This is a genomic window from Chryseobacterium vrystaatense, assembly GCF_000737765.1.
In the GTDB taxonomy this organism is placed as follows: Bacteria; Bacteroidota; Bacteroidia; order Flavobacteriales; family Weeksellaceae; genus Chryseobacterium; species Chryseobacterium vrystaatense.
The window spans coordinates 461,011-481,812 of record NZ_JPRI01000003.1; the positions used below are offsets into that span (position 1 = coordinate 461,011).

Genomic DNA, 20,802 nt, shown 5'->3' on the forward strand with positions numbered 1-20,802 from the left:
GATCATGGCCAAAAAATATGTGCCTGAGGGAGCATTTCTTGCTTGCGATAAAGGAACAAGCCCATCGACACTGAGAGTGAGCTTTAATAAAAAAACGACCATATACGCGGTGCCGATGGCAACAGAAGCGGATAAATTTCCATTCTTTCATCTGAAGCCGATGGGACTTTGTACCTGCCCTGCAAAATGGGCAACCGGAGTGACCTGTCTTCCCACCACAATGCAGTGGGATAATCCCAAAGATGGAGTGAAAATTAATGGGAACCGGATGCTCTTGGAAGATTCTACCTGTAATTGTATATTTGGTGGAAAGATCAGTATCTTTTTTGACCGGGCATCAGCCGTAAGCTATGGAGTTGGTGAGGGAAAAATGCCCAGTGAATATATAAAGGAGGGATTTGACTGGCTTGATAAGAAGACGAAGGAGAGTAGAGCCCAACGCGATTCTGTACTTCCCGACTGGATGAAACCCATTGCAGGAGCGAAAGACTGGTTTGATGATTTGGGCACAGGTCTTGTTGAGGGAGCCGTAAACGGCGTAGTCGGTCTTGGTGAAGTTATCTATCAGGTAGGACAGGATCCGGTAGGTACTGCCGAAGCTTTGGGAGGCATGGTGAAAGATGGCTATGAGGCTACAACAGAAGGGATCTCCGATGCCTATAAATGGACAACTACTCCAGGTAATATAGGAAAAGCGGCTGATTCTGCATGGGATTGGGCAACAACGGAGGGGAACCTGGAGCAGTTGGGTGATGATATCGTTAAAGGTGCTAAGGACACTGGAGAATGGATAGCCAAAAATCCGAGAAAAATAGGAAACACAGCCGGGGAATTCATTCCTGATGCTGTTGCAGCAGTATACACGGCAGGAGGCTCTCTGGCAGCTACAGCTGGAAAAACAGCTTTGAAGGAAGGGGCGGAGGCTGTGGTTGAGAAGACGGTTAAAGAAATTGCAGAAGAAGGAGCCGAGAAAGCCGGTAAGGAAGCACTTGAGGCCGGAGCAAAACGAGGAACGGCTGAAGTATTGGAACAGCTTGCAAAGAAAGAAGGAGGAGATATCGCAGCTGTGGTTACTAAAACAGCGGCGGAAAAAGCTAAGGACTTGCTTGATGATGTCCTCAAAAAATTTGATCCTAAAAAAGCAACCACTAAACAGAAAGGTAACTTTGGTGAAATTGCATCCCACGAAAATATGTTAAAGAATCAAAACTTAAAACGGATTGGAGACAGTGCACCAGGGAGTTTGGATGATACAATTAAAAAAGGTATTGATGGAATATATGAAAATAGTAAACCACCACCAAAATTTATCATAGATGAAGCAAAATACGGTACCTCACAATTAAGTAAGGGGGCTAAAGATGGTCCTCAAATGAGTAATGATTGGATCAAAGGTAGTAAAAGATTAGAGAATCAAGTAGGACCTAAGAAAGCAAGGGAAATTGAGCGAGCACTTAAAAATAATGAAGTTGATAGAGTTTTAAGTAAGATTGATGATACTGGAAAGGTCACAACTTATAAGATAGATAAAAGTGGAAATATTGGGGGACCATGGCCATAATAAGAAAATAATTTTAGTAACAAAATAATAAGTATTTTTATATAATGGATACACGAGATAAATTAAATTCAAGGGAAAATTTTCAGGAAATTATTGAACAGCAAAGAGAGTATATTCAGGAAGAGCTTGAGGATTTACGAGGATACACGCCAGAAGAGACTGATAAGATCTATGATACTTATCAAACTTTGATAAAATATTCATTAGATAACTTGATCGCAGCTTATTCAATGGGTGAGTCTATTGACGTTATTTCAAAAGAATATTTAGTAACCATAGATTATTTTCAACATGGCTGGTCGCAATCAAATGGTTATGTTCAAATGGTTTGGATGCTGGCTATTGGAACGATGATAGATGTTAAACAGGAACAGTTTTTAAAACTTGCTGAATGTGTGAAAAAAGATAATCCAAATGATTATCTTATAGATTTATTGATACGTAACAGAATAGAAAATTGGATAAATCACGAAAGTTTTAAATTTCCGAAGCCATATAAAAGTATTCTAGATGTGGTTACTTTTGCTAAAGATGATAAACCCAAAGCTTCGGAAAAATTATTAGAATATCTACAAAAGGAATGGTACAGAGGACATTCCGATACAGGTTGGTACGATGCGCATAAGAGTAAATGGAACATTCACACAGGTTATTGGAGTTTCGAAAGCGGAGCTTTGGTGAAAATTTTGGGCTTGGATGATTCTATTTTAAAAGATCAGCAATATTATCCTTATGATATGGTACATTGGAAAGATTGATTATTATGGAGAAATATTTTAGGATAGTAAATCTTTTAATCCCTAATCAATTAGAATCGGATCAAATGAAGTTAAGGCTCTCAAAAATCAATGAGCAGCCTGAAATTTACATCAAAGATAATAGTCGGATGATTACAAAATCAGATGATTACTTATGGCTAGCTATGGTCGATCTACTTATTGATAATGGATATGCTTTCGAAATAGATTGGAAGGAAAACTACAAAACTGCAGAAGATTGTATAAATAACCTTTTTAAGAAATATAAAATTTTTCTTGAACTACATATTGACGTTGATGAAGAAACCGATCCCGAGGAATTTTTCCGCATTGCCAACAGAGAATTGGAAAAGCTTGGAAACTATCGGATTTACTTGATAGATATTAATAGTGATAGTTACGTTTTTACAGTTGGAAAACTTGATTCGGTTCAAGAACTCCAATTTTTAGATAAAAGAATTAGTATCTTTTAAAAAAGTATACTATGGCAAGATTAACATTTGAAGAGAGAAACAATAGTAATTACATCAAACACAGTGATGTTCTATTTTACTTGGGAAGAATTATTTCCCTGCCAGAGAGAAATTGGGAGAGCCTGCTTTTGAAGAATCTTACGGATATGTACTGTTATTAGGATTAGGAGGTCCAGAAAAAGTAGAAAACTTAGAGAAGGTTAAGCTAAAAGAACATATATTAATTGTAGCTCAAGCATTGGGTAAAATAGAATAATTTTTTAAGAATGTCTGGAATTCAAAAAATACGATAAGCTGCCTAAAATGGTGGCTTTTTCTATAAATTAGATTGGTTTGGGGATCTTGATACAGGCTTAGTAGCAGGTGTAGCCAACGGATTTGTTGGATTATGCGAAACACTTTATCAGGTTGTTCAAGACCCTATGTGTATGACCACTCCTGATATATAGGAAAAGCGGCTGATTCTGCATGGGATTGGGCAACAACGGAGGGGAACCTGGAGCAGTTGGGTGATGACATCGTTAAAGGTGCTAAGGACACCGGAGAATGGATAGCCAAAAATCCGAGAAAAATAGGAAACACAGCCGGAGAATTCATTCCTGATGCTGTTGCAGCAGTATACACGGCAGGAGGCTCTCTGGCAGCTACAGCTGGAAAAACAGCTTTGAAGAAAGGGGCGGAGGCTGTGGTTGAGAAGACGGTTAAAGAAATTGCAGAAGCTGGAGCCGAGAAAGCCGGTAAGGAAGCACTTGAGGCCGGAGCAAAACGAGGAACAGCTGAAGTATTGGAACAGCTTGCTAAGAAAGAAGGAGGAGATATTGCAGCAGTGGTTACTAAAGATATAGATGAGCTTGCTGCTGAAGCTATTAAAAAAGGAGGAAAAAGACCAAAACTTCCAGAGTATCCCGTCAAAAATGCTGATGGTAGTTTAACTGAATATGGTAAGTGGTATTATGAAAGACCATCTGGATTTAGAAAAGGGGTTAGAGAAAAATCTTATGATGGGGCTAAAGAAGATGGCATAGTGAAAGATCCTCTTACTAAGGAAGAAATACCATTTGAAAGCGAATGGGATATGGGGCATAAACCTAAGCATGAATTTAGAAAGCATCAAAAAGATGCAGCCCAACGAGAGATTTCTAGAAAAAAATTCTTGGATGAACATAATAACCCAGATCATTATCGCCCCGAAACGCAAAATACTAATAGATCACATAAGCTTGAAGATCACACTGATGATTTCGAATAATTTAATTAAATTTACTATATGAAACCAACCGAAAGACAAAAAGAATTATATAAAAAATTAGCTCCAATTATTGGAATTGAACCAAAAGTCATTAAGTATGGTGATGATACTGGTGAGAATGCAATTTTTATTATGGAATGTCCTGATCCAACGGACAATGATGTTATTTTTTACTCAACAATAGGTTTATCTGACTATTCTGTTGGGGATAGAAAATATGAATTGATGATTGCAGGATATTCCGCGGATAATAAAACTGGAAATATCTTGAGTACAAGTGCTTTTTTCTGTATAAAGGATAATTGGAAAGTTTCTCATGGGACAGTTTTTGAAACTTTAGTTGAAATGTATTATAAAGATTCAGAGATGAAGCATATCTTCTTCACATCCCCTTATCTATGGGAAGATAAACTTGAGGATTTTGAAGTACAAAATGAGAATATTTTTTTTCTGCTAGGTATTGCCATTTCAGATGCCGAATTGGAATTTCAGAAAAAAAATGGTTCAGAGGCTTTGGAAGATCTATTTGAGGAAAAAGAAATCGATATCTTTGATGTTAATAGAAAATCAATATTGTAAATTGCTTATAATGAATGCTATGGATATCTCTCACTTTTAGGATTTGGGGGAACTGAAAAGGTTGATAATTTGTAAAAGGTTAAATTAAAGGAACATATTTCAATTGTAGCTCAAGCTTTGGGTAAAATAGAATGATTTTTTTAGAATCAGTAACAAAAAAATACGATAAGCTGCCTAAAATGGTGGCTTTTTCTATAAATTAGATTTGATTGAAAAAGTATACCATGGCAAGATTAACATTTGAAGAGAGAAATAATAGCAATTACATCAAACACAATGATGTTCCATTAGAAATTATTAATAAATACAACAATGTACTTCCAGAAGAATTGCTCAGTATTTGGCAAACAATGGGATTTGGTATTTATGAAGATGGATTTCTTCAATTGGTGAATCCTGATGAATTTGAGTTTGTATTTGAGTATATTGATAAACTATTGGAGCCGTCTATAGTTTTTGGAGTTACTGCTTTAGGAGATTTATTGATTTGGGAAGGGAATCAAAATTGGACGATTTCGCCGGACGAAGGAAACAGAGTAAAAATAATAAATATTAGAAAATGTCACAGTTGTGCACTGAATTCACTTAAGGGAGCTCTTGATGTATTTTTTGACGATTATTTTATATCCCATAAAGATTATTTTATATCCCATAAAGATTATTTTGATTCTAAAGCTTACCTGGATATGAAAGGAGAATTACCCAAGCTGGAATACGGTCAATGCTACGGCTATGTTCCAGCCTTATCACTGGGTGGGAAAACTTCAAATAAAAACTTACAGGTGGTAGATATTAAATCATACATTGATGTTATTGGTCAATCTGTTGGTAAAATCATTGACTTGTGGTAGTTCCTTCATTGAGCATTTTGCAAGTAATATTTGAAATAGCTCGATCATGACCGAGCTATTTCAAAATAAAGTCAAATCAAGATAGCTTTTGTGAGTTTAAAGCAATTCGTTTTTATTGTGTTTATAATTGCTTTTTTGTAGTTTAGCCGTTGTCTGAAATCAGTTTGACGTCCATTGTGTAGAAGGATTTCAGAACAAATTAAATGAAAACTAATACAAAGATCGTAAGCAAACCATGGAAAAAGAATTAAATGAATTAACCGACCAGGAATTATTGGAGAAGAAAAAAAAGGCCAAGTCTGAAAATGTCATGAATGGCGTCATCCTGGGGGTTTTGATCGGTATTGCGGTGTACAGTACTGTAAGAAATGGTCTTGGACTCTTTACCTTTCTTCCGGTAGCTTTTGCACTTTTTGCAGCGAACAGATGGAAAAAAAATGGCCAGGCACTGGAAAAAGAATTAAATGACAGGAACTTAAAGTAAAACGAGACTGTACTCAATGACAACTGATCAAGAAAAAGACTGCCCCTGAACCAGGGCAATCTTTTTTATGTTGTATTCTATTTTTTAAATTTAATGGCAAGAAGCCAAAAAGTCTGTTTCTCAAGGCCGTTAATAGGATTCGCTCCGTTAGTATAGGAGAGTCCTATGGAAAATTTATTATCCTGCGTGGGATATATGTTTAGTTCGCTCGTAAACATTGGAATATATGAGTCAGTATTGTCTACGTTACTTAATAGATTTTTTCTGGCTTCATATTTTACAGATAACTCCATTCCCTTGCTCCAGAATGATTTGGGTACAGGTTCTTTTTTATGATTAGCCGGAGGTTTTTTCAAAAGCAGGTTAGCTCCTAAACCGAAATACCCTCTGACATGGTATCCGTTACTTTCAGGTAGGGCAGCTTCAAATTTATTTTGGTATTCAAGACCCGCTGTAGGAAGAAAATAATAGGCAAACAGATGCTCCTCTGCAACATATCCGCCCAGTTTTACAAATTCCTTTTTTTTAGAAAAAGGATACCAGTAAGAGGTAATGGCCATAGATTGGGAATCTTCAGAATGATCATTTAAATATTCCAACGTATTGCTTCCGAAAAGTGCGGTTTGCTGTTCGTTGTCAGTAAAAATGGTCATGCCGTTTGAAATCCCTATTTTAAAATTGTTCTGTTCTTTATCAATCTGATTATTCCGGTTATAAGCAAAAAAACCGGTTATAGAGTTTTTGAACATCGTTTGATCCCCGCTGATATTATCATACTGGTACCCTACACCGGCATTGACTACAAAATAATTTGACTTATCCTTTGGAAATGTAAAAGACAGATTGGCCGCTTTATCATCATCATTAGTGCCTGTTTCAAAATCTTTGCGTATTTTAATGTTATCCCACACAGTAGATTGAGCATATACGTTCTGGGAAAATATCACTGCAATAGTGGCTATCAGGATTGCTTTCATGACGGATTAATTTTTGAATTGACCAGTACTGTGCAATCACCAACTGTTACACAATCGCTTGTTTCATTGTCACTCACACTCTCTTTTGTATTATAAGTTTTTACAAGAGCGTTAAGCCTCATCTGCAGTAAGGAATATTCATTATCTCCATAAAGCAGATTCAATCCAAGTTTGATGTGATCTGGCAAGTTCTCAGGTTTCACTGAAGAATTACCGGCAATCTGTAATATTATTCTTTTTGTCCTTATCTCTGGCGTATCGTCATGATCATCAAAAGTGGCACTGGCAATAAGAAAACCGGAAAGGCTTAGACCATTTATTTTGAAAATATCGCCTTTAGATTCCAGTTTTTTCAGCTGAGTGTAAACCTTTTTAAAATCAGCTGCCTTAATGGTTAATTTTTTTTTCATGGTAGTTTTGTTTGGTTATTAATAAATTGGGGCAAGCTATCTGATAATAATTTTATAAGGCTTAAAATTCCAGATCATCAGATTTTTCTTACTCAAATCTAAGAAATAACCCATCGTATTGACAATTACCCTTTTGTGTGATATTTAAGTAAATGCTGTACAAGGAAAAACTGCTGAAAAATAGTTGTTGAAAATTGGAGAATAGTGGAGCAGAATAGTCTTTAAAAAATCAAAGTCTCCATACCTTCTCATACCAATCTTTTTTACCGTTGACGGCCAACTCAAATCCGGGTTCAACGGGCATTGCCTGTATTCTTTCGAAAGCATAATTTCCAACTTCTTTTAAGGCAGGGGTGAGCTGCGGCCAGCATCGGCCGCCCTTTTCATATTCCCAGTTTGTAGGAATATCAGGATGATTGGTTTCCTCAAAATCTCTCAGTTCAAAATCGGCGGGATTGCAGTTCCGCTGTTCCCATGTCTCCGGTTTAAAAAGTTCCGCACTTTCAAGGTCGCCTTCTGCAATGTATTCTTCATACTGCTCCTTATCAAATGCATTGGACTGCTCAACTTTCCGGGTTGAGTTTTGTTGACTGTCAAAACTAATAGAACTTGCAGCTGCATTAGGATCTGTCCAGATACTGACGGTATAAATGATAAATTCCGGTTTTTCTGCTTTTAGCCTTTCTATGGCCCGATCAACCATAGATTTCATTTCAGTCAGGTAATTTTCTTTATTAAATGGCATGTTTATGGGGCATTGAGGCACAAAAATAGGAAACGTTTTGCATTATAAACATTATGAAAGTTGAAAATATGATATGAAAGTTGTAGGATGTCTTCATGTTTTTATTTTTATTTTCAAGAAAAATGTCAATATTCTGGTGAAATATAGATTGTTCATTTTTTAATTCTTTATTCAGTGATTTTTTTGTAAGATTGTGTTGAGAGTCCTTGAATTGAGTTTTCACTTGGTAATTATTCAGTAAATGGGAAAGATAATTTTCAAATTGCTTCCATGCATAATTGGGATCAAACTAAAATACAGTCAAATAGATTTTCTCAAGACAATTTAGTTTGGTCAGTACATAATCATGATGGAGGAACTGGTCTGAAGTACAAAACTATTTCAAACCAATTTGACACTGATATAAGTACGGTGTGGGGTATAATGGGGCAAAATGCAAAAAAATGATTAGGGTATCCAAGATTTTTTATAGTTAATGACAATAGTAGAATGATTGAAATTAATTCTAAAGGAGCTAATTTGAAATCAACTAATTCGTTTAATGTACAATTCTTAAAAGGTCTTAATAGGGTTTATGGAAAATAATCTTAAAATAATCAGCATAGTAATTCTTTTTTTTATTATTAGTTGTAAAAAAAAAGAACATCAAAATTTTTCTTTTCAAAACATGGATGGAACTATAAAGACTTTTGAGAAAAAGCTTTATAGTAAAATTGATATGTTTATTGATTACTCTAATTGCCCAAAAAATAAAGTAATTACCGTTAGATATCAAAAGCTTAAGAAGAAAGATTTTATACAAGTATCCAATCGCAAATTTTTTATTCCAGATTCATTATACGTTTTAAAAGAGTATAAAGGTCACCTAATAGCTATTTATAATAAAGAATTTTTTGATAATACTATAAGTGTAGGGGAAACTGACAGATTAATGATTAAAAATAATCGTTGGAATATTTATAAGAGAAATCAAATGGAAACTGGTATCCCATGTTTTGATATGTTTGAAGTAGTAAATGGGGAATTAATTAAACTTTCGGTTGAAAGTTATTATTATAATAATCTTTTTGAAAACCCTCCAATGTTACCACCACCACCACCTTCAAAGAAATAATATAATCAATCTATCATCTCTTTCAAGAAAGTATATAAATGAGTAGTTTAATATTTTTACTTGGTCTGAAAAACAGGGAAGTTTACCCGTGCAATGCTTCTGCTTGGTATTGGAAATATCGCGGAGTAAAAAAAATGGACAAAATAAAAAAGCTACACTTGAAAAATAGGATGATTAAGGTAAGTATAATCTTTATGATGCTATTCTCTCTAAATGCCTTGGCTCAAGAAAAAATAGTTCAAGATTTTAATCTTGATGGTATAAAAGATACCCTATATTATAAATGCTTTAAATATGAGGAAAATATTGATGGTCCGTATTGTAAGATTGAGATAATAACTGGCGGATTGAAGAAAAAGTATACCTATAATTTAGAATATATAGGGGACCCTATTTTAGACACTTGTGGAAATGGCTGTATATCCCTTTATACATGGACAAAAGATACGGAATACACTCAGGAGTATAATTATTCCAAAAAATATGATGACTGGATATTAACAGTAGATGAACAGCTTTTGAAGTATGAGAATGACAAAGAAGAAAGCACTCTTCCTAAAGATTATGTACTGGGGATAAGCGGTAAAGAATATCCAATCAAAAGAAAGCCAGTCTTAAAAAAGAGAATGCAAAGAAAATAATGAATTTCCAAAACCTGATAAGTATGTTGGGTAGACCTTAAACATTCAGAGCACATAACTAATCCAGATATATTTGCTGATAGTAGAAAATGCCCGCAATGCATCTGCTTGGTATTTGAAATTAACGAAATCAACACAATCTTAATTTTACTAAGTGACATGCAATACATGAATGATGTCTGTATTCGAGGTCTCGTAAAATAATAAATCCTCCTGATTTTTTTTCGGGAGGATTTATTATTTTCATTAAATTAGGCTTGTTATTTCAAAAAAAATATGTTTTCTTGATCTTAAAGATTAGTTGCGTAAAAACTGACTCATATCTGCAGAATCAAACGTAAATGCAGATTGATTTTCCGATTTATCTAATTTTTTACTGATCGTGAGTGCCCATAAAACCAATTCCTTACAGAAATTCTGATCCTCGGTGCTTAAATCTGAAGCATTCTCTTCAACTACTGCTGCCAACGGTGTGATGCTGTTAAGTTTAGCGTAGAAATCCTCATCTGTATCTTGGTAGTTGAGCTCCAGATGGTTTTTGTTAAACCATTTGATAAGATCTGTATAAGGTGTTTTGATTCCTTCTTTTTCCAGTTTGGATATACGGGGAAATAAACTTTCAAATTGAATCATCACCGCCTGATCAATTAATATTTTAGCAACATAATCTGCGCCTTCCTGCTCCCCTTCGTACACCAGTTCAATTTTTCCGGTGATAGATGGAATCACAGACATAAAATCTAGCAGACGAACGGTGGTCTTATCCGAATCAGATTCTATCAAACGTAGTTTTGCAGCTGCGACCAGATTCTCCATAGCACTGATGGTAAGACGGGCACTTACACCGCTTTTCGCATCTACATATTCGCTGTCACGGGCGGCAAAAGCAATTTGTTCCAAAAGATTTTTAGCCAATCCGGGAATTTGTATCTGTGACTGATCCTCGGTTGAGATCTTAGCTTCCTGCTCCGTAATCTGCCTGGCCAGCGCAATTGTTTTCGGGTAGTGGGTGAAAATCTGTGATCCGATTCTATCTTTTAACGGCGTTACAATACTCCCTCTGTTGGTGTAATCCTCTGGATTTGCAGTAAACACAAACTGAATATCAAGAGGCATTCTCAATTGGAATCCACGAATCTGAATATCACCTTCCTGCAGAATATTAAACAAAGAAACCTGAATTCTTGCCTGAAGATCCGGCAGTTCGTTCAGGACAAATATAGAACGGTTGGCTCTTGGGATCATTCCGTAATGTAAAACCCGTTCATCCGAATAAGGCAGTTTTAAAGTCGCTGCTTTAATCGGGTCTATATCACCAATTAAATCCGCAACATTTACATCTGGAGTCGCCAGTTTTTCATAGAATCGGTTAGAACGGTGAACCCAGGAAATTGGAGTTTCGTCGCCATGTTCCGCAATAAGATCTCTCGCAAACTTGGAGATAGGATGAAATGGGCTGTCATTGATCTCAGAGCCTTTTACGATAGGCATATATTCATCAAGAAGGTTCACCATACTTCTCGCAATCCTGGTTTTTGCCTGTCCGCGCAATCCCAGCAGATTGATGTGATGACCGGCAAGAATAGCTTTTTTCAATTGAGGAACAACAGTGTCTTCATATCCCAAAAGACCTTCAAATACAGGTTCTTTAGCTTTGATCCGGGCAATTAAATTGCCCTGGATTTCTTCATTAATAGTTTTGTCGGTATAGCCTGAATTTTTTAATTCTTTGAATGTAATATCGTTTTTCATTTTCTTTTAAGTAAAAATATTTATTTGGTGAGACCCTCTTTAATAGTCATCTCATGATTGTAATTCTGAAATCAGGTGTCTGAAATCTGACATCTTGTTAAATCCTCTTTATTCTGTTTTTCTCGTAATCTTCAAAAATCATTTGTCCTAAACCGGAAAGACCTGTTAAAAAAGCTTTTCCTTTATTCTGGGCTGTAAACGCCTCCACAAATTTACGCAGATAAGGATCCTGAGCGATCATAAATGTGGTAATAGGAATTTTCAGTTTTCTGGCCTGTGCCGCTCTGTTGAGACACTGGGAAACGATCATTTCATCAAGACCGTTACTGTTCATGTAAAATTCTCCCGTAGGCAGCTGGATACAGCTCGGCTTTCCGTCCGTAATCATGAAAATCTGTTTGTTGGTATTTCTTTTTCTGCGAAGAATATCCATAGCCAGTTCCAGTCCTGCTACCGTATTGGTGTGATAAGGCCCAACCTTTAAATAAGGGAGATCTTTGATTTTGATAGGCCATGCTTCATTTCCAAAGACAATAATGTCGATAGAGTCTTTTGGATACTTGCGGTTAATTAATTCGACCAGTGCCATCGCCACTTTTTTGGCAGGCGTGATGCGGTCTTCACCATATAAAACCATGGAGTGGCTGATATCGATCATCAGCACAGTACTCATTTGTGCTTTATGCTTGGTTTCTTCCACAATAAGGTCATCTTCCGTCATACGCAGATCCGAAATTCCATTGTTGATCTGGGCATTTTTTAAGCTTTCGGTCATATTTACCGTAGACAGATCGTCTCCATATTGAAAGGACCGGTTTTCACCATCCCGTTCATCACCAACTCCGGTTTTTGTTGTGCGGTGATTTCCCGCACCGCTTTTTTTAAGTTTTCCAAAAATCTGGTCCAGGGCATATTCCCGTAAAGCCGCCTCCAGTTTGGCCGTCAGGATGTTTTTCCCTTTTCCGGTTCCTGAATTACCCTCTTTCGAATCGTCTTCCTCCTTGATATATCCCCGTTTTTTTAAATCATCTTCAAAATCCTGAAGAGAATATTCATCACTGAAAATGTCATATTCTTTATCAAGCATATCGAGCCACTCGAAAGCTTCCTCAATATCACCCGAAGTGTGGGTAAGCAAATCTTTGAAGACATCAAAGACCCGGTCAAAATGAGAGATGTCTTCCGGGACATGTTTGCTGAAGGTGAAACCCCTTTGAGCATTAAAATCTTTATTTGTCATAAGACGATGAAGCTGTTTGCTGTTGTTTGGTTAAAATACTAAAGACAATTCCATTCTTAAATTCAATTGAAATAGCCTGAAAATATTCTGTATTTCTTTACTTTTTATTTAACGATACAAGTTAGGAAAATATCATAGCAGGACCATCTTATGAAACATAGAAAATACTAATGACCGTGATATGAAATGAAAATATAAGGCTGATCTCAGGTGATGATAAAGGTTTTGTCCTGACATCAGGAAGACATTATTTTAATAATGTAGACAGACCTCTTTTTATTTTCTGTAGTAGGAGAGGCTTTCCCGGGAGTTGCTTATACTCTTAACCGGAAAATAAGGACACTTACTAAGAAGAAGATGGCAGATACTAATTCCCAATTGTTTGATTTTCAGTGTTTATATAGCTTTACAGAAACAAATAAACATATGAAAAATTTAAAAAAGCTTTTAAGAGGACAGTTGAGAACCATAAATGGGGGTACTGTTCTGATCGATTGCCCAACTCCTTATGGAGGTTTTACCAAATGTACAGGTCCCTATAATAATATCATCTATTGTCCTGCTCCCGAAAATGTGTGTCAGTCAGATAGTTGTCTGCGGGGAAAAGGATGTTGGCCAAAATCTTAATGACTTTTTGCTGTACCCTTAATAGGGTGTGAAGCTGAAGAATCAGTGGACACTTCTGTGAAAACAAAACCCAATTTAAAAATAAGCAAATTTATTCCTATGAAAAAAATAATTTTTATTTCTGCGCTTGCGCTTAGTGCCGGTTTTAATGCTGTTCTGGCCAGTTCGTCACCATCAAATACTAAATGTATTAAGCGTGTTTATACCGTTAAGCAAACCATAGATAACGAAGAGATTTTCTACTATTTCACCTATCATGAGAATGCTGTTATATTTTACAACTACCATGTCAATGACGGTTTGGGAGGGGTATGGTCATTTGTAGGTCCACAGACTGTGGATTGTTCTGTATATACCATTGATCTGCCTTAACAGGCTTTTGGTCAAATCTTTTAACAAAAAAAATGCAAAACCAATCTGTCCTTTAACCGGGGGCAGATTTTTACTTTAATTCATAGTGTTTTAGAGGCTGCTTAACGATGCGTAATTTGTGTGTTGGGAGGTTATCAGAAGTTGGATATTTGAAAAAAAGAAATAAACTGCCATCATTGATTATTAATTTTTTGTAAGTTTAAGAAGAAAAAACATATTTATGCAGAATCTACGGCTTCTGTTAAATTTTAAAATGATAAACACAAATGATTATCCGTTTCCTCATACCATTACTGTTTCTAAGTCTTGTCTCATGCAAAAAAAATAATAATCCGGATGAATCCCAATCTGGTGCCACCCGGGATACTGTTACACTCAATGATTCCATTATAAGAGAAAGAAATTTTCAGTTGAGAAGATATATAGGAACCCAATGGACTTACGATACCTATTCAGATTCTAATCAAGCCATGTATGAACATTTTGTTTTAGATTTAAAAAATGAAGGGGACTCTGTGAAGGGTCGGTATTGTGCAACAGCTGATAACGGGAAAATTCTGGATTGCAACAACAGTACTGAATATAATATTCGTGGTTTTATTGCCAATGGTAAAATAACAGCTGAATTTTACAGTTTTTTAGGTTCCAAAGACAAGAAAGGAATCGCAGAACTTCAGCTTATCAATTCCAGTCAGTTAGAATGGAAGATCATCAAAGCTCCACAATCTCCATTTTATTTTCCAAAAAACCTCCAACTCGCTGGAAATTATACTTCCAAAGGCTGTGGTTATCCTGGCAGAAAAACAGGTAAATAAATTATTCAGGCAATGATCATAAGAGCTTGCTTACATTTCATTCAGTAATAATAAAAAAGCCTCTTAAGGCTTTTTGAAATCTTTGCCCTTTCTATAAGCCTTTATTTCCAAAATTATTGAAGGAATACTGTACAGATAAAACAATACATTCAGGAAACCAATAATGATTACCCACGTATCAAACCCATTTTTTGTATACATCAAATAAGTCCAGTAAGAAAACAGCGGGCAGATCAGTACAATCATTACGTTTACAATAAGTGATTTTCTGCTGAACGGCTGTTGTGGTTTGTCCCTGTTCTGTGCCGCATTTTGATAAGTGGGCCATGTGGAAAATTCATCATTTGAAATATCATGGAAGCCTGTGCCGCTGGCGATGAGGTCGTAGGGTAACAGAAATTTTATTTTTGCTGCCTCATTATTTTCAATGGCATCTATTTCACTGATCAGGTCCTGATAAAAAGCATCAAGCGAAGGATAAAAAGCCGAAAACTGACTAATATTGATTTCGAGAGAGCCCTCTTTTTCAAATTTTGAATGGATAAACTTTATAAAATCATCAAAGAGTGCTAAGGTTTCCGGGAAATTCTTTTGTATGAAATGCCGGCTTCTTTTCGCATTTCTACTGAAGGAGTTCTGATCTACAGACAAATTGTTCGAATGTTTTTCCAGATACAGCTCCGCTTCTTCTTCCGTATGATGTTCTGTATATTCTTCATAAGCCTGCCATTGCTGGATGGTGTCATTCAATACTTTTTTATCCAAAACAGCGATCCAAAAGAATGGAAGGGAATTATTTGCCTCAAAAAGAGGGAATTCCTGCTTTGGATTTTTTAAATAGAGATAGCTTCTGTTTCCCATAGTTCTGTTTTTTTGATCAGGTAGTAGTATATGATACTATTAAATGGATTTTAATTGTTTTTCAAGGTTTTTTCTAAAAATTTTAAGGCTTTGGTTCTTGGAAGGTCTATTTTTGCAGTATCTCCTTCATCTAAAGCGGTCTGAGATATCCCTAATTTAGTTTTCCCCATCGTTCGTATTGCGGATAAAATGACCGCCAGTACAAAGTAGTCGTTTTCCCTCGCCAAAGCAGTTGTATACGCTTCAAATGCTTTCTTTCTTAAAAGGTCATTTTCCTTTCTGAACCACATTTGCATATAAGAAGATGCACTCCAGGACCTGCATTTTGAATACTCGTCCTCAAGTAAACCCTTTTTTAAAATGCTGAGGTCAGCATTTTTACCGATCCATCCCAAAACAATAATTGCATTTTCTCTTACTACAGCATCCAGGCTGCCTGATAATTTTCTGGCATATGCGAGCGTTTTTTCTTTGTGTTTCCCCTTTGTTTTGCCTAAAATAAAAATGATTGCCGAATGAAATTCCGGATCTTCATTTTTATCCAGCTTCGAAAATAAAAACTCTGCCCCTTCATCACCGTGCTCATCAAATCTAAATCTTAAGTTTCTCCTGAAATCATCATCCAGTTTGAAGTCTTTCATCAATTTATAATGATATTCCATAAATGGGCTTTTCATGATCTCCCAGACAAATTCCAGCTGTTCGTCTTCCAGATTATTTTCAACGATACTTTTTAACCAGTTTTTATAGTCTGATAATTGTTTCATGGGTGATTATAGTATGCGACAAATTTATAAGAGATTGTTAATCAAAACAAACAATAATATAAAAGATATCAGAATAGCCATTTTTCCAGCGCAAGATTTTTTGGGATAGAAACATCTTGTTTGCTTTTGGCTAAGAAGAGGATAGATTGGGTTAAGTCCGTTTTAGGAGATATTCAGAATTTTACATCAACAAAAAAACAGATAAAAAATGAATATTGTTTTAACAGGTTCCATCGGGAACATCGGAAAACCACTTACTGAAGAACTGGTACACAAAGGACATACTTTAACCGTTATAAGCAGTAATACTGAAAGGATATCAGCTATTGAAAGCCTTGGAGCAAAAGCTGCCATAGGCAGTATGTTTGATGTTGATTTTCTGACCGAAACATTTAAAGGGGCAGATATTGTTTATTTAATGGAAACCATGGAAGCTGCCGGGGATTTGTTTGATAAAAGGGTTGACTTTATCGGGAGCATCAGTAAAATTGGAGATAATTATAAAAAAGCTGTCGAAAAGTCAGGCGTAAAAAAGATCGTCCATCTCAGCAGTATTGGTGCCCATACAGATAAAAATACCGGCATCATTGTTTTTCATTACCATGTAGAAAAAATCTTACAGCAGCTGCCGGATGATGTTGCTATTAAATTTATACGTCCTGTTGGAATTTACTTCAATATGTTTTCTTTCATCAATACCATCAAAAACAAAGGTGCTATTGTTTCCAACTGGGGTGGGGATCAAAAAGAACCATGGGTTTCACCTTTGGATATTGCAGAAGGTATTGCCGAAGAAATCGAAAAACCATTTGAAGGAAGAAGCGTTCGTTATGTGGCAAGTGATGAGGTTTCACCCAATGAAATTGCAAAAGCGATTGGGGAAGCCATCGGTAAACCGGATTTAGAATGGAAAATAATTCCTGATGAAGAACTGCTGAACAACTGGCTTAGCATTGGATTCAACGGGCAGGTAGCAAAAGGTTTTGTGGAAACTCAGGCGAGTCAGGGGAGTGGTACACTGTATGAAGATTACCATAAGCACAGGCCGGTTTTAGGAAAAGTAAAACTGGCTGATTTTGCAAAGGAATTTGCAATTGCCTATAAAAACAGTTAGAAGCAAAAGTACGGTAACATCTGACTATTGAAATTCTCCCACTCAGATCATTGAGAAAACAATTTGTAACTTTATCAATATGGAACAACGCAGTATAAAAAGGATAAAAAGTATCACTGAGTTTCACCGCTCAAGGGGATTAGAGCACCCTGAACATCCACTTATCAGTGTGATTGATTATAATTCCGTGAGACGGCCAGACGATATTGGGGATGTCAACTGGATGCTGAATTTCTATATGATTTCTCTGAAAATAGGAATCAATGGCAAGGTAAAATACGGACAGCAGGAATATGATTTCGACGAAGGAACCATGTTTTTTATTTCTCCCAATCAGGTTTTTAGAATTGAAGCGGATCCTGATCCCGATTCTCAGGCAAAACAATCCGGTTGGATGCTGCTTGTTCATCCGGATTTTTTATGGAATACGCCACTTGCCAGAATCATGAAGCAATATGATTTCTTTGATTACTCTGTTAATGAAGCTTTGTTTCTTTCCAAAAAGGAAGAACAGACGATCAATTCAATCATCGAAAATATTCAGTTGGAATACCGCGCCAATACAGATCGTTTTAGTCAGAATATTATCATTTCGCACCTGGAAACTTTACTCAATTATTCGGAAAGATTTTATGAGCGGCAGTTTATCACAAGAAAGATAACCCATCATCAGATTCTCAACCGATTGGAAAATCTGCTGAATGACTATTTTGGAAACAGTGATCTGACTTCAAAAGGGCTGCCTGCCGTCAGGTTTATTGCTGATGAACTTCATATATCTTCCAATTATCTGAGCCGCCTCCTTAAAACGCTTACAGGACAAAGCACCCAGCAGTTTATCCAGGATAAGCTCATTGAAAAAGCCAAGGAGAAGCTTTCCACAACAGAATTATCTGTCAGTGAAATTGCCTATGAATTAGGCTTTGAACATCCGCAGTCCTTTACCAAACTCTTTAAAAACAAGACAAACCTCACCCCTGTAGAATTCAGAACTTCTTTTAATTAAAAAATTTTTTTGAAGGATCAAACCTGTCATTGTCTGTCAATGAAAAATTTTATGATCTGCGATATTTAAAAATATAATCGCCACACATCCTGGGTTCAGAATAGAACCCAGGATGTTATTTTGTTGATGCTGTAAATTCAATCGGTTTGTGCTGTGTTTTATTGTACTTTAGCCGCCTAACATTCAATTAAAAATTATTCAGTGATTAAACAGATTATATTTACTTTATTTGCTTTTCTATCATCTCAGATAGTATATTCTCAAACCTTCGATGACAGCACCTGCTGGGAATATTTTAAAATTACCCAGGACCTGAAAAATGATAAGCCCCTGGACAAAAAAACATGGAATCAGTTTTTGAAAAATGAAGCCATGCAGGTGTATATTAAGGATCAGGGTTTTGATAGTATTTATATAGATAATTACAGACATATCATGGAAATCGTGTATATGCCAAAAAACAGTGCTGCCCTGCAGGAAAGACTGAAAACGCCAATGAAAAACTGGTGGTTTTATATTGTGAATGAGTATAAGGTAAACGAAGATCAAATGAAAAAATATCTTACCGATATTAAGAAAGATCCAAAACATTATTTTGACACCTGTTATCAGTATACCTATCAGATGCTTCCCAAACAATATCAGAAAAAAGCTCAGGAATATAAAGTTAGCATCATTCCTATACATAATGATGCACATGTAACAAACAACTGGATGATATATACCCTTATGGCAGCATATTTTCATGATATCAATAGAATGGGAGCCATGGGAGGACACGAATTTCATCATGTATTAAGACCCCAGCTTGTATTTGAAGTGGAAGATCAGGATGCAGTCATTGTGAATTTGCTTCAAAAAATACTGAATGAGGGAAGTGCAGATTTAACCGATAAGATCTATGAAGGAAAAGATGCTGTAAAACTATTGGAATTTCAGAGAGGGACGCGGGATGAATTTATTGCAGACGGAGCCAAAGTAATTAAAAATATAGATTCTCTATTGTCTGTAAAGCCATTAGACCGATCGAAATTAAAAATGAATAAGCTGATCAATGTCGGGAATACCAGCGGTCATGTTCCGGGATGTTATATGTCCGCCATTATAGAGAAAGCCGGCTATAAAAAAGAATTGATCAAACATATTGAAGATCCTTTCCAATTTGTATACTTGTATGATAAAGCATCAAAAAAAGATAAGGATGCATACATTCTTTCTCCCACAACAATGAATTTGGTACGTGAGTTAGATAAAAAGTACAGATCTAAAGCAAGCATAGAGCAGCATCAATAGGAGGGAACCAGGCAAAATTAAAAAGGACAGATCATCGATCTGTCCTTTTTTAGTGGAATTATATTTGAAAAAATCTTCTTACAGACTGGAGAGAGGAAATACAATTATAATTCATAAGACTTACTTATTTGCTTTTCCATTTCCGGCAGGGAGATAATCCGGAAGATAGACGTTTTCATTTCTCATTGCCCGGACATAATCTTTGGAATATATATGTAAACGGATATCTGTGACATCTGTGGTTTTCGAATTTCGATTACCTGAACTGTCATACGAAATGACCTCTTCTTTTCTATCCTCATTAGAGAGGATATAGTAAAAATCTTTATTTTCCCAGCAGCTGATTTTATCGGATGAAGTATCCTCAATATTCACACGGGTACAGTTTTTCTGAAGAAAACTCAGAATATTTGAAAAGTCGCTCTTGTTTTTTGACGTTTTAGTGGCCGTTAGATAAGCGAATTCACCTTTGTTATTTTCTGTCATGCTCAGAGAAGGAAATACCACTTTATTTAAAATGGCTAAAGAATCTTTCGCCGCATCATAAGCGACTGTGCTGTATTGGTAGCCGAAATATTTGATGGGTTTATCTTTTCTCGTCATCCAGTCATTGGTAGATTCCACATAAAATTCTGCGGGTAATCTTCCGTTTGTTTTATAGAAAGCCAATGTATCTTTTGAAAACATAGCTGTTTCCAGAGCCTTTTTTGCTGCCTTCTTATCCATCTTTTTTACATCAGAAGATAAAATTTCGTCAGTCTTGCTAAGCCTTGGCTGATAAAATTTGTCCACTTTAAATGTTTTGTCAAACGTATCCAGCTGGACAACTTTTGAATCCTGAGACTGACAGGAATAAAAAAGATTCAGCAGGATTATAGAAGAAACTACTTTTTTGTGCATTTTTTTTATCATAATCCAAATGTAATAATAAAATAGCTCGCCTGATTATTTATTATGAAAAGGCTCTTTCTATTTACAAATTTCATTAGAACTGCCCTGAGAGAATAACAACACAGAAATTTAATTGATAGAATTGGAAAGATTGCTGATCAATAATTTATTCAGATAAATATTTCTAAACCCAATTCAACAGTGTTGATTCAGGCAATTTGA

At 35.9% G+C, this 20,802-nt stretch carries 26 protein-coding genes; 18 read left to right on the top strand and 8 right to left on the bottom strand.

Features of this window, described 5'->3' with window-relative positions; translation table 11 throughout:
• Window positions 1–4 precede the first annotated feature (4 nt).
• The 10 genes from IW16_RS26090 (at window position 5) to IW16_RS11320 (ending at window position 5,955) form a co-directional block, all read left to right on the top strand.
• Window positions 5–1,561, top strand: a complete 1,557-nt coding sequence (locus IW16_RS26090) for a PAAR-like protein (protein WP_084694535.1) — start codon at window positions 5–7, stop codon at window positions 1,559–1,561.
• Between the two features lie 44 nt (window positions 1,562–1,605).
• Window positions 1,606–2,319, top strand: a complete 714-nt coding sequence (locus IW16_RS11295; protein WP_034743871.1) for a PoNi-like cognate immunity protein — start codon at window positions 1,606–1,608, stop codon at window positions 2,317–2,319.
• 5 nt (window positions 2,320–2,324) lie between these two features.
• On the top strand, window positions 2,325–2,792 hold the full coding sequence (locus tag IW16_RS11300) for a DUF6630 family protein (RefSeq protein ID WP_131327878.1): 468 nt from the start codon (window positions 2,325–2,327) through the stop codon (window positions 2,790–2,792).
• A gap of 11 nt (window positions 2,793–2,803) precedes the next feature.
• Window positions 2,804–2,953: a hypothetical protein gene (locus IW16_RS26940; RefSeq protein WP_228376925.1), complete on the top strand. Its 150-nt coding sequence runs from the start codon at window positions 2,804–2,806 to the stop codon at window positions 2,951–2,953.
• Window positions 2,905–3,048, top strand: coding sequence for a T6SS immunity protein Tdi1 domain-containing protein (locus IW16_RS27195; protein ID WP_394332451.1), 144 nt, complete (start codon window positions 2,905–2,907; stop codon window positions 3,046–3,048). Before IW16_RS26940 ends, IW16_RS27195 begins: the two co-directional genes overlap by 49 nt.
• A gap of 249 nt (window positions 3,049–3,297) precedes the next feature.
• Entirely contained in the window at window positions 3,298–4,041 is a 744-nt protein-coding gene (locus tag IW16_RS27145; RefSeq protein WP_316931921.1) for an HNH/ENDO VII family nuclease, read from the top strand.
• 18 nt (window positions 4,042–4,059) lie between these two features.
• Window positions 4,060–4,620 carry a suppressor of fused domain protein gene (locus IW16_RS11310; protein ID WP_034743877.1) on the top strand — a complete coding sequence of 187 codons (561 nt, stop codon included), beginning with the start codon at window positions 4,060–4,062 and terminating at the stop codon, window positions 4,618–4,620.
• Window positions 4,621–4,695 carry a T6SS immunity protein Tdi1 domain-containing protein gene (locus IW16_RS27200; protein ID WP_394332454.1) on the top strand — a complete coding sequence of 25 codons (75 nt, stop codon included), beginning with the start codon at window positions 4,621–4,623 and terminating at the stop codon, window positions 4,693–4,695.
• A gap of 149 nt (window positions 4,696–4,844) precedes the next feature.
• Window positions 4,845–5,471, top strand: coding sequence for a GAD-like domain-containing protein (locus IW16_RS11315; protein ID WP_034743880.1), 627 nt, complete (start codon window positions 4,845–4,847; stop codon window positions 5,469–5,471).
• 235 nt (window positions 5,472–5,706) lie between these two features.
• Entirely contained in the window at window positions 5,707–5,955 is a 249-nt protein-coding gene (locus IW16_RS11320) for a PrgI family protein (protein WP_034743883.1), read from the top strand.
• Between the two features lie 77 nt (window positions 5,956–6,032).
• Here IW16_RS11320 and IW16_RS11325 read toward each other — a convergent pair whose 3' ends face one another.
• The 3 genes from IW16_RS11325 to IW16_RS11335 all read right to left on the bottom strand — a co-directional run bounded on the left by IW16_RS11325 (window position 6,033) and on the right by IW16_RS11335 (window position 8,087).
• The gene (locus IW16_RS11325) at window positions 6,033–6,932 is read right to left on the bottom strand and encodes a hypothetical protein (protein ID WP_034743886.1); all 900 of its coding nucleotides are present in this window, start codon (window positions 6,930–6,932) and stop codon (window positions 6,033–6,035) included.
• Complete coding sequence (locus IW16_RS11330) at window positions 6,929–7,342, bottom strand: hypothetical protein (protein ID WP_034743889.1); 414 nt, start codon at window positions 7,340–7,342, stop codon at window positions 6,929–6,931. The genes IW16_RS11325 and IW16_RS11330 overlap by 4 nt, the downstream gene beginning before the upstream one ends.
• Before the next feature lie 229 nt (window positions 7,343–7,571).
• The gene (locus tag IW16_RS11335; RefSeq protein WP_034743893.1) at window positions 7,572–8,087 is read right to left on the bottom strand and encodes a hypothetical protein; all 516 of its coding nucleotides are present in this window, start codon (window positions 8,085–8,087) and stop codon (window positions 7,572–7,574) included.
• 574 nt (window positions 8,088–8,661) lie between these two features.
• On the opposite strand from IW16_RS11335, the gene IW16_RS11345 reads away from it, so the two are divergent.
• On the top strand, window positions 8,662–9,201 hold the full coding sequence (locus IW16_RS11345; RefSeq protein ID WP_034743899.1) for a hypothetical protein: 540 nt from the start codon (window positions 8,662–8,664) through the stop codon (window positions 9,199–9,201).
• 38 nt (window positions 9,202–9,239) lie between these two features.
• Complete coding sequence (locus IW16_RS11350) at window positions 9,240–9,842, top strand: hypothetical protein (protein ID WP_034743902.1); 603 nt, start codon at window positions 9,240–9,242, stop codon at window positions 9,840–9,842.
• 297 nt (window positions 9,843–10,139) lie between these two features.
• Here the strand turns inward: IW16_RS11350 and IW16_RS11355 are convergent, their stop codons facing one another.
• Both IW16_RS11355 and IW16_RS11360 read right to left on the bottom strand, forming a co-directional pair.
• On the bottom strand, window positions 10,140–11,594 hold the full coding sequence (locus IW16_RS11355) for a sigma 54-interacting transcriptional regulator (RefSeq protein WP_034743905.1): 1,455 nt from the start codon (window positions 11,592–11,594) through the stop codon (window positions 10,140–10,142).
• Between the two features lie 97 nt (window positions 11,595–11,691).
• Entirely contained in the window at window positions 11,692–12,834 is a 1,143-nt protein-coding gene (locus IW16_RS11360; protein ID WP_034743909.1) for a vWA domain-containing protein, read from the bottom strand.
• A gap of 426 nt (window positions 12,835–13,260) precedes the next feature.
• Here IW16_RS11360 and IW16_RS26450 point away from each other — a divergent pair, with 426 nt between their 5' ends.
• The 3 genes from IW16_RS26450 to IW16_RS11370 all read left to right on the top strand — a co-directional run bounded on the left by IW16_RS26450 (window position 13,261) and on the right by IW16_RS11370 (window position 14,648).
• Window positions 13,261–13,461, top strand: coding sequence for a bacteriocin-like protein (locus IW16_RS26450; RefSeq protein WP_131327879.1), 201 nt, complete (start codon window positions 13,261–13,263; stop codon window positions 13,459–13,461).
• Between the two features lie 99 nt (window positions 13,462–13,560).
• On the top strand, window positions 13,561–13,833 hold the full coding sequence (locus tag IW16_RS11365; protein ID WP_131327880.1) for a hypothetical protein: 273 nt from the start codon (window positions 13,561–13,563) through the stop codon (window positions 13,831–13,833).
• A 266-nt stretch (window positions 13,834–14,099) separates the two neighbouring features.
• Window positions 14,100–14,648: a hypothetical protein gene (locus IW16_RS11370; protein WP_034743915.1), complete on the top strand. Its 549-nt coding sequence runs from the start codon at window positions 14,100–14,102 to the stop codon at window positions 14,646–14,648.
• A gap of 63 nt (window positions 14,649–14,711) precedes the next feature.
• On the opposite strand, the gene IW16_RS11375 is transcribed toward IW16_RS11370, so the two are convergent.
• Window positions 14,712–15,509: a hypothetical protein gene (locus tag IW16_RS11375; protein ID WP_034743918.1), complete on the bottom strand. Its 798-nt coding sequence runs from the start codon at window positions 15,507–15,509 to the stop codon at window positions 14,712–14,714.
• 50 nt (window positions 15,510–15,559) lie between these two features.
• A complete protein-coding gene (locus IW16_RS11380) occupies window positions 15,560–16,276 on the bottom strand; it encodes a HEAT repeat domain-containing protein (protein WP_051890131.1) in 717 nt (238 codons plus the stop codon).
• Between the two features lie 208 nt (window positions 16,277–16,484).
• Between IW16_RS11380 and IW16_RS11385 the strand changes: the two genes are divergently transcribed.
• From IW16_RS11385 to IW16_RS11395, 3 genes are all read left to right on the top strand, one after another.
• Complete coding sequence (locus IW16_RS11385) at window positions 16,485–17,390, top strand: SDR family oxidoreductase (protein ID WP_034743921.1); 906 nt, start codon at window positions 16,485–16,487, stop codon at window positions 17,388–17,390.
• 79 nt (window positions 17,391–17,469) lie between these two features.
• On the top strand, window positions 17,470–18,396 hold the full coding sequence (locus IW16_RS11390) for a helix-turn-helix domain-containing protein (protein ID WP_034743924.1): 927 nt from the start codon (window positions 17,470–17,472) through the stop codon (window positions 18,394–18,396).
• Window positions 18,397–18,597: 201 nt separating this feature from the next.
• On the top strand, window positions 18,598–19,689 hold the full coding sequence (locus tag IW16_RS11395) for a DUF5700 domain-containing putative Zn-dependent protease (RefSeq protein ID WP_034743928.1): 1,092 nt from the start codon (window positions 18,598–18,600) through the stop codon (window positions 19,687–19,689).
• A 120-nt stretch (window positions 19,690–19,809) separates the two neighbouring features.
• Here the strand turns inward: IW16_RS11395 and IW16_RS11400 are convergent, their stop codons facing one another.
• Window positions 19,810–20,589: a hypothetical protein gene (locus tag IW16_RS11400; protein WP_131327881.1), complete on the bottom strand. Its 780-nt coding sequence runs from the start codon at window positions 20,587–20,589 to the stop codon at window positions 19,810–19,812.
• Window positions 20,590–20,802: the final 213 nt, after the last annotated feature.

Excerpts from the sequence above, each read along its gene's own strand:
- IW16_RS26090 (WP_084694535.1), top strand. The coding sequence starts at position 5 with ATGGCCAAAAAATATGTGCCTGAGGGAGCATTTCTTGCTTGCGATAAA.
- IW16_RS11295 (WP_034743871.1), top strand. The coding sequence starts at position 1,606 with ATGGATACACGAGATAAATTAAATTCAAGGGAAAATTTTCAGGAAATT.
- IW16_RS11300 (WP_131327878.1), top strand. The coding sequence starts at position 2,325 with ATGGAGAAATATTTTAGGATAGTAAATCTTTTAATCCCTAATCAATTA.
- IW16_RS26940 (WP_228376925.1), top strand. The coding sequence starts at position 2,804 with ATGGCAAGATTAACATTTGAAGAGAGAAACAATAGTAATTACATCAAA.
- IW16_RS11310 (WP_034743877.1), top strand. The coding sequence starts at position 4,060 with ATGAAACCAACCGAAAGACAAAAAGAATTATATAAAAAATTAGCTCCA.
- IW16_RS11315 (WP_034743880.1), top strand. The coding sequence starts at position 4,845 with ATGGCAAGATTAACATTTGAAGAGAGAAATAATAGCAATTACATCAAA.
- IW16_RS11320 (WP_034743883.1), top strand. The coding sequence starts at position 5,707 with ATGGAAAAAGAATTAAATGAATTAACCGACCAGGAATTATTGGAGAAG.
- IW16_RS11325 (WP_034743886.1), bottom strand. The coding sequence starts at position 6,932 with ATGAAAGCAATCCTGATAGCCACTATTGCAGTGATATTTTCCCAGAAC.
- IW16_RS11330 (WP_034743889.1), bottom strand. The coding sequence starts at position 7,342 with ATGAAAAAAAAATTAACCATTAAGGCAGCTGATTTTAAAAAGGTTTAC.
- IW16_RS11335 (WP_034743893.1), bottom strand. The coding sequence starts at position 8,087 with ATGCCATTTAATAAAGAAAATTACCTGACTGAAATGAAATCTATGGTT.
- IW16_RS11345 (WP_034743899.1), top strand. The coding sequence starts at position 8,662 with ATGGAAAATAATCTTAAAATAATCAGCATAGTAATTCTTTTTTTTATT.
- IW16_RS11350 (WP_034743902.1), top strand. The coding sequence starts at position 9,240 with ATGAGTAGTTTAATATTTTTACTTGGTCTGAAAAACAGGGAAGTTTAC.
- IW16_RS11355 (WP_034743905.1), bottom strand. The coding sequence starts at position 11,594 with ATGAAAAACGATATTACATTCAAAGAATTAAAAAATTCAGGCTATACC.
- IW16_RS11360 (WP_034743909.1), bottom strand. The coding sequence starts at position 12,834 with ATGACAAATAAAGATTTTAATGCTCAAAGGGGTTTCACCTTCAGCAAA.
- IW16_RS26450 (WP_131327879.1), top strand. The coding sequence starts at position 13,261 with ATGAAAAATTTAAAAAAGCTTTTAAGAGGACAGTTGAGAACCATAAAT.
- IW16_RS11365 (WP_131327880.1), top strand. The coding sequence starts at position 13,561 with ATGAAAAAAATAATTTTTATTTCTGCGCTTGCGCTTAGTGCCGGTTTT.
- IW16_RS11370 (WP_034743915.1), top strand. The coding sequence starts at position 14,100 with ATGATTATCCGTTTCCTCATACCATTACTGTTTCTAAGTCTTGTCTCA.
- IW16_RS11375 (WP_034743918.1), bottom strand. The coding sequence starts at position 15,509 with ATGGGAAACAGAAGCTATCTCTATTTAAAAAATCCAAAGCAGGAATTC.
- IW16_RS11380 (WP_051890131.1), bottom strand. The coding sequence starts at position 16,276 with ATGAAACAATTATCAGACTATAAAAACTGGTTAAAAAGTATCGTTGAA.
- IW16_RS11385 (WP_034743921.1), top strand. The coding sequence starts at position 16,485 with ATGAATATTGTTTTAACAGGTTCCATCGGGAACATCGGAAAACCACTT.
- IW16_RS11390 (WP_034743924.1), top strand. The coding sequence starts at position 17,470 with ATGGAACAACGCAGTATAAAAAGGATAAAAAGTATCACTGAGTTTCAC.
- IW16_RS11400 (WP_131327881.1), bottom strand. The coding sequence starts at position 20,589 with ATGCACAAAAAAGTAGTTTCTTCTATAATCCTGCTGAATCTTTTTTAT.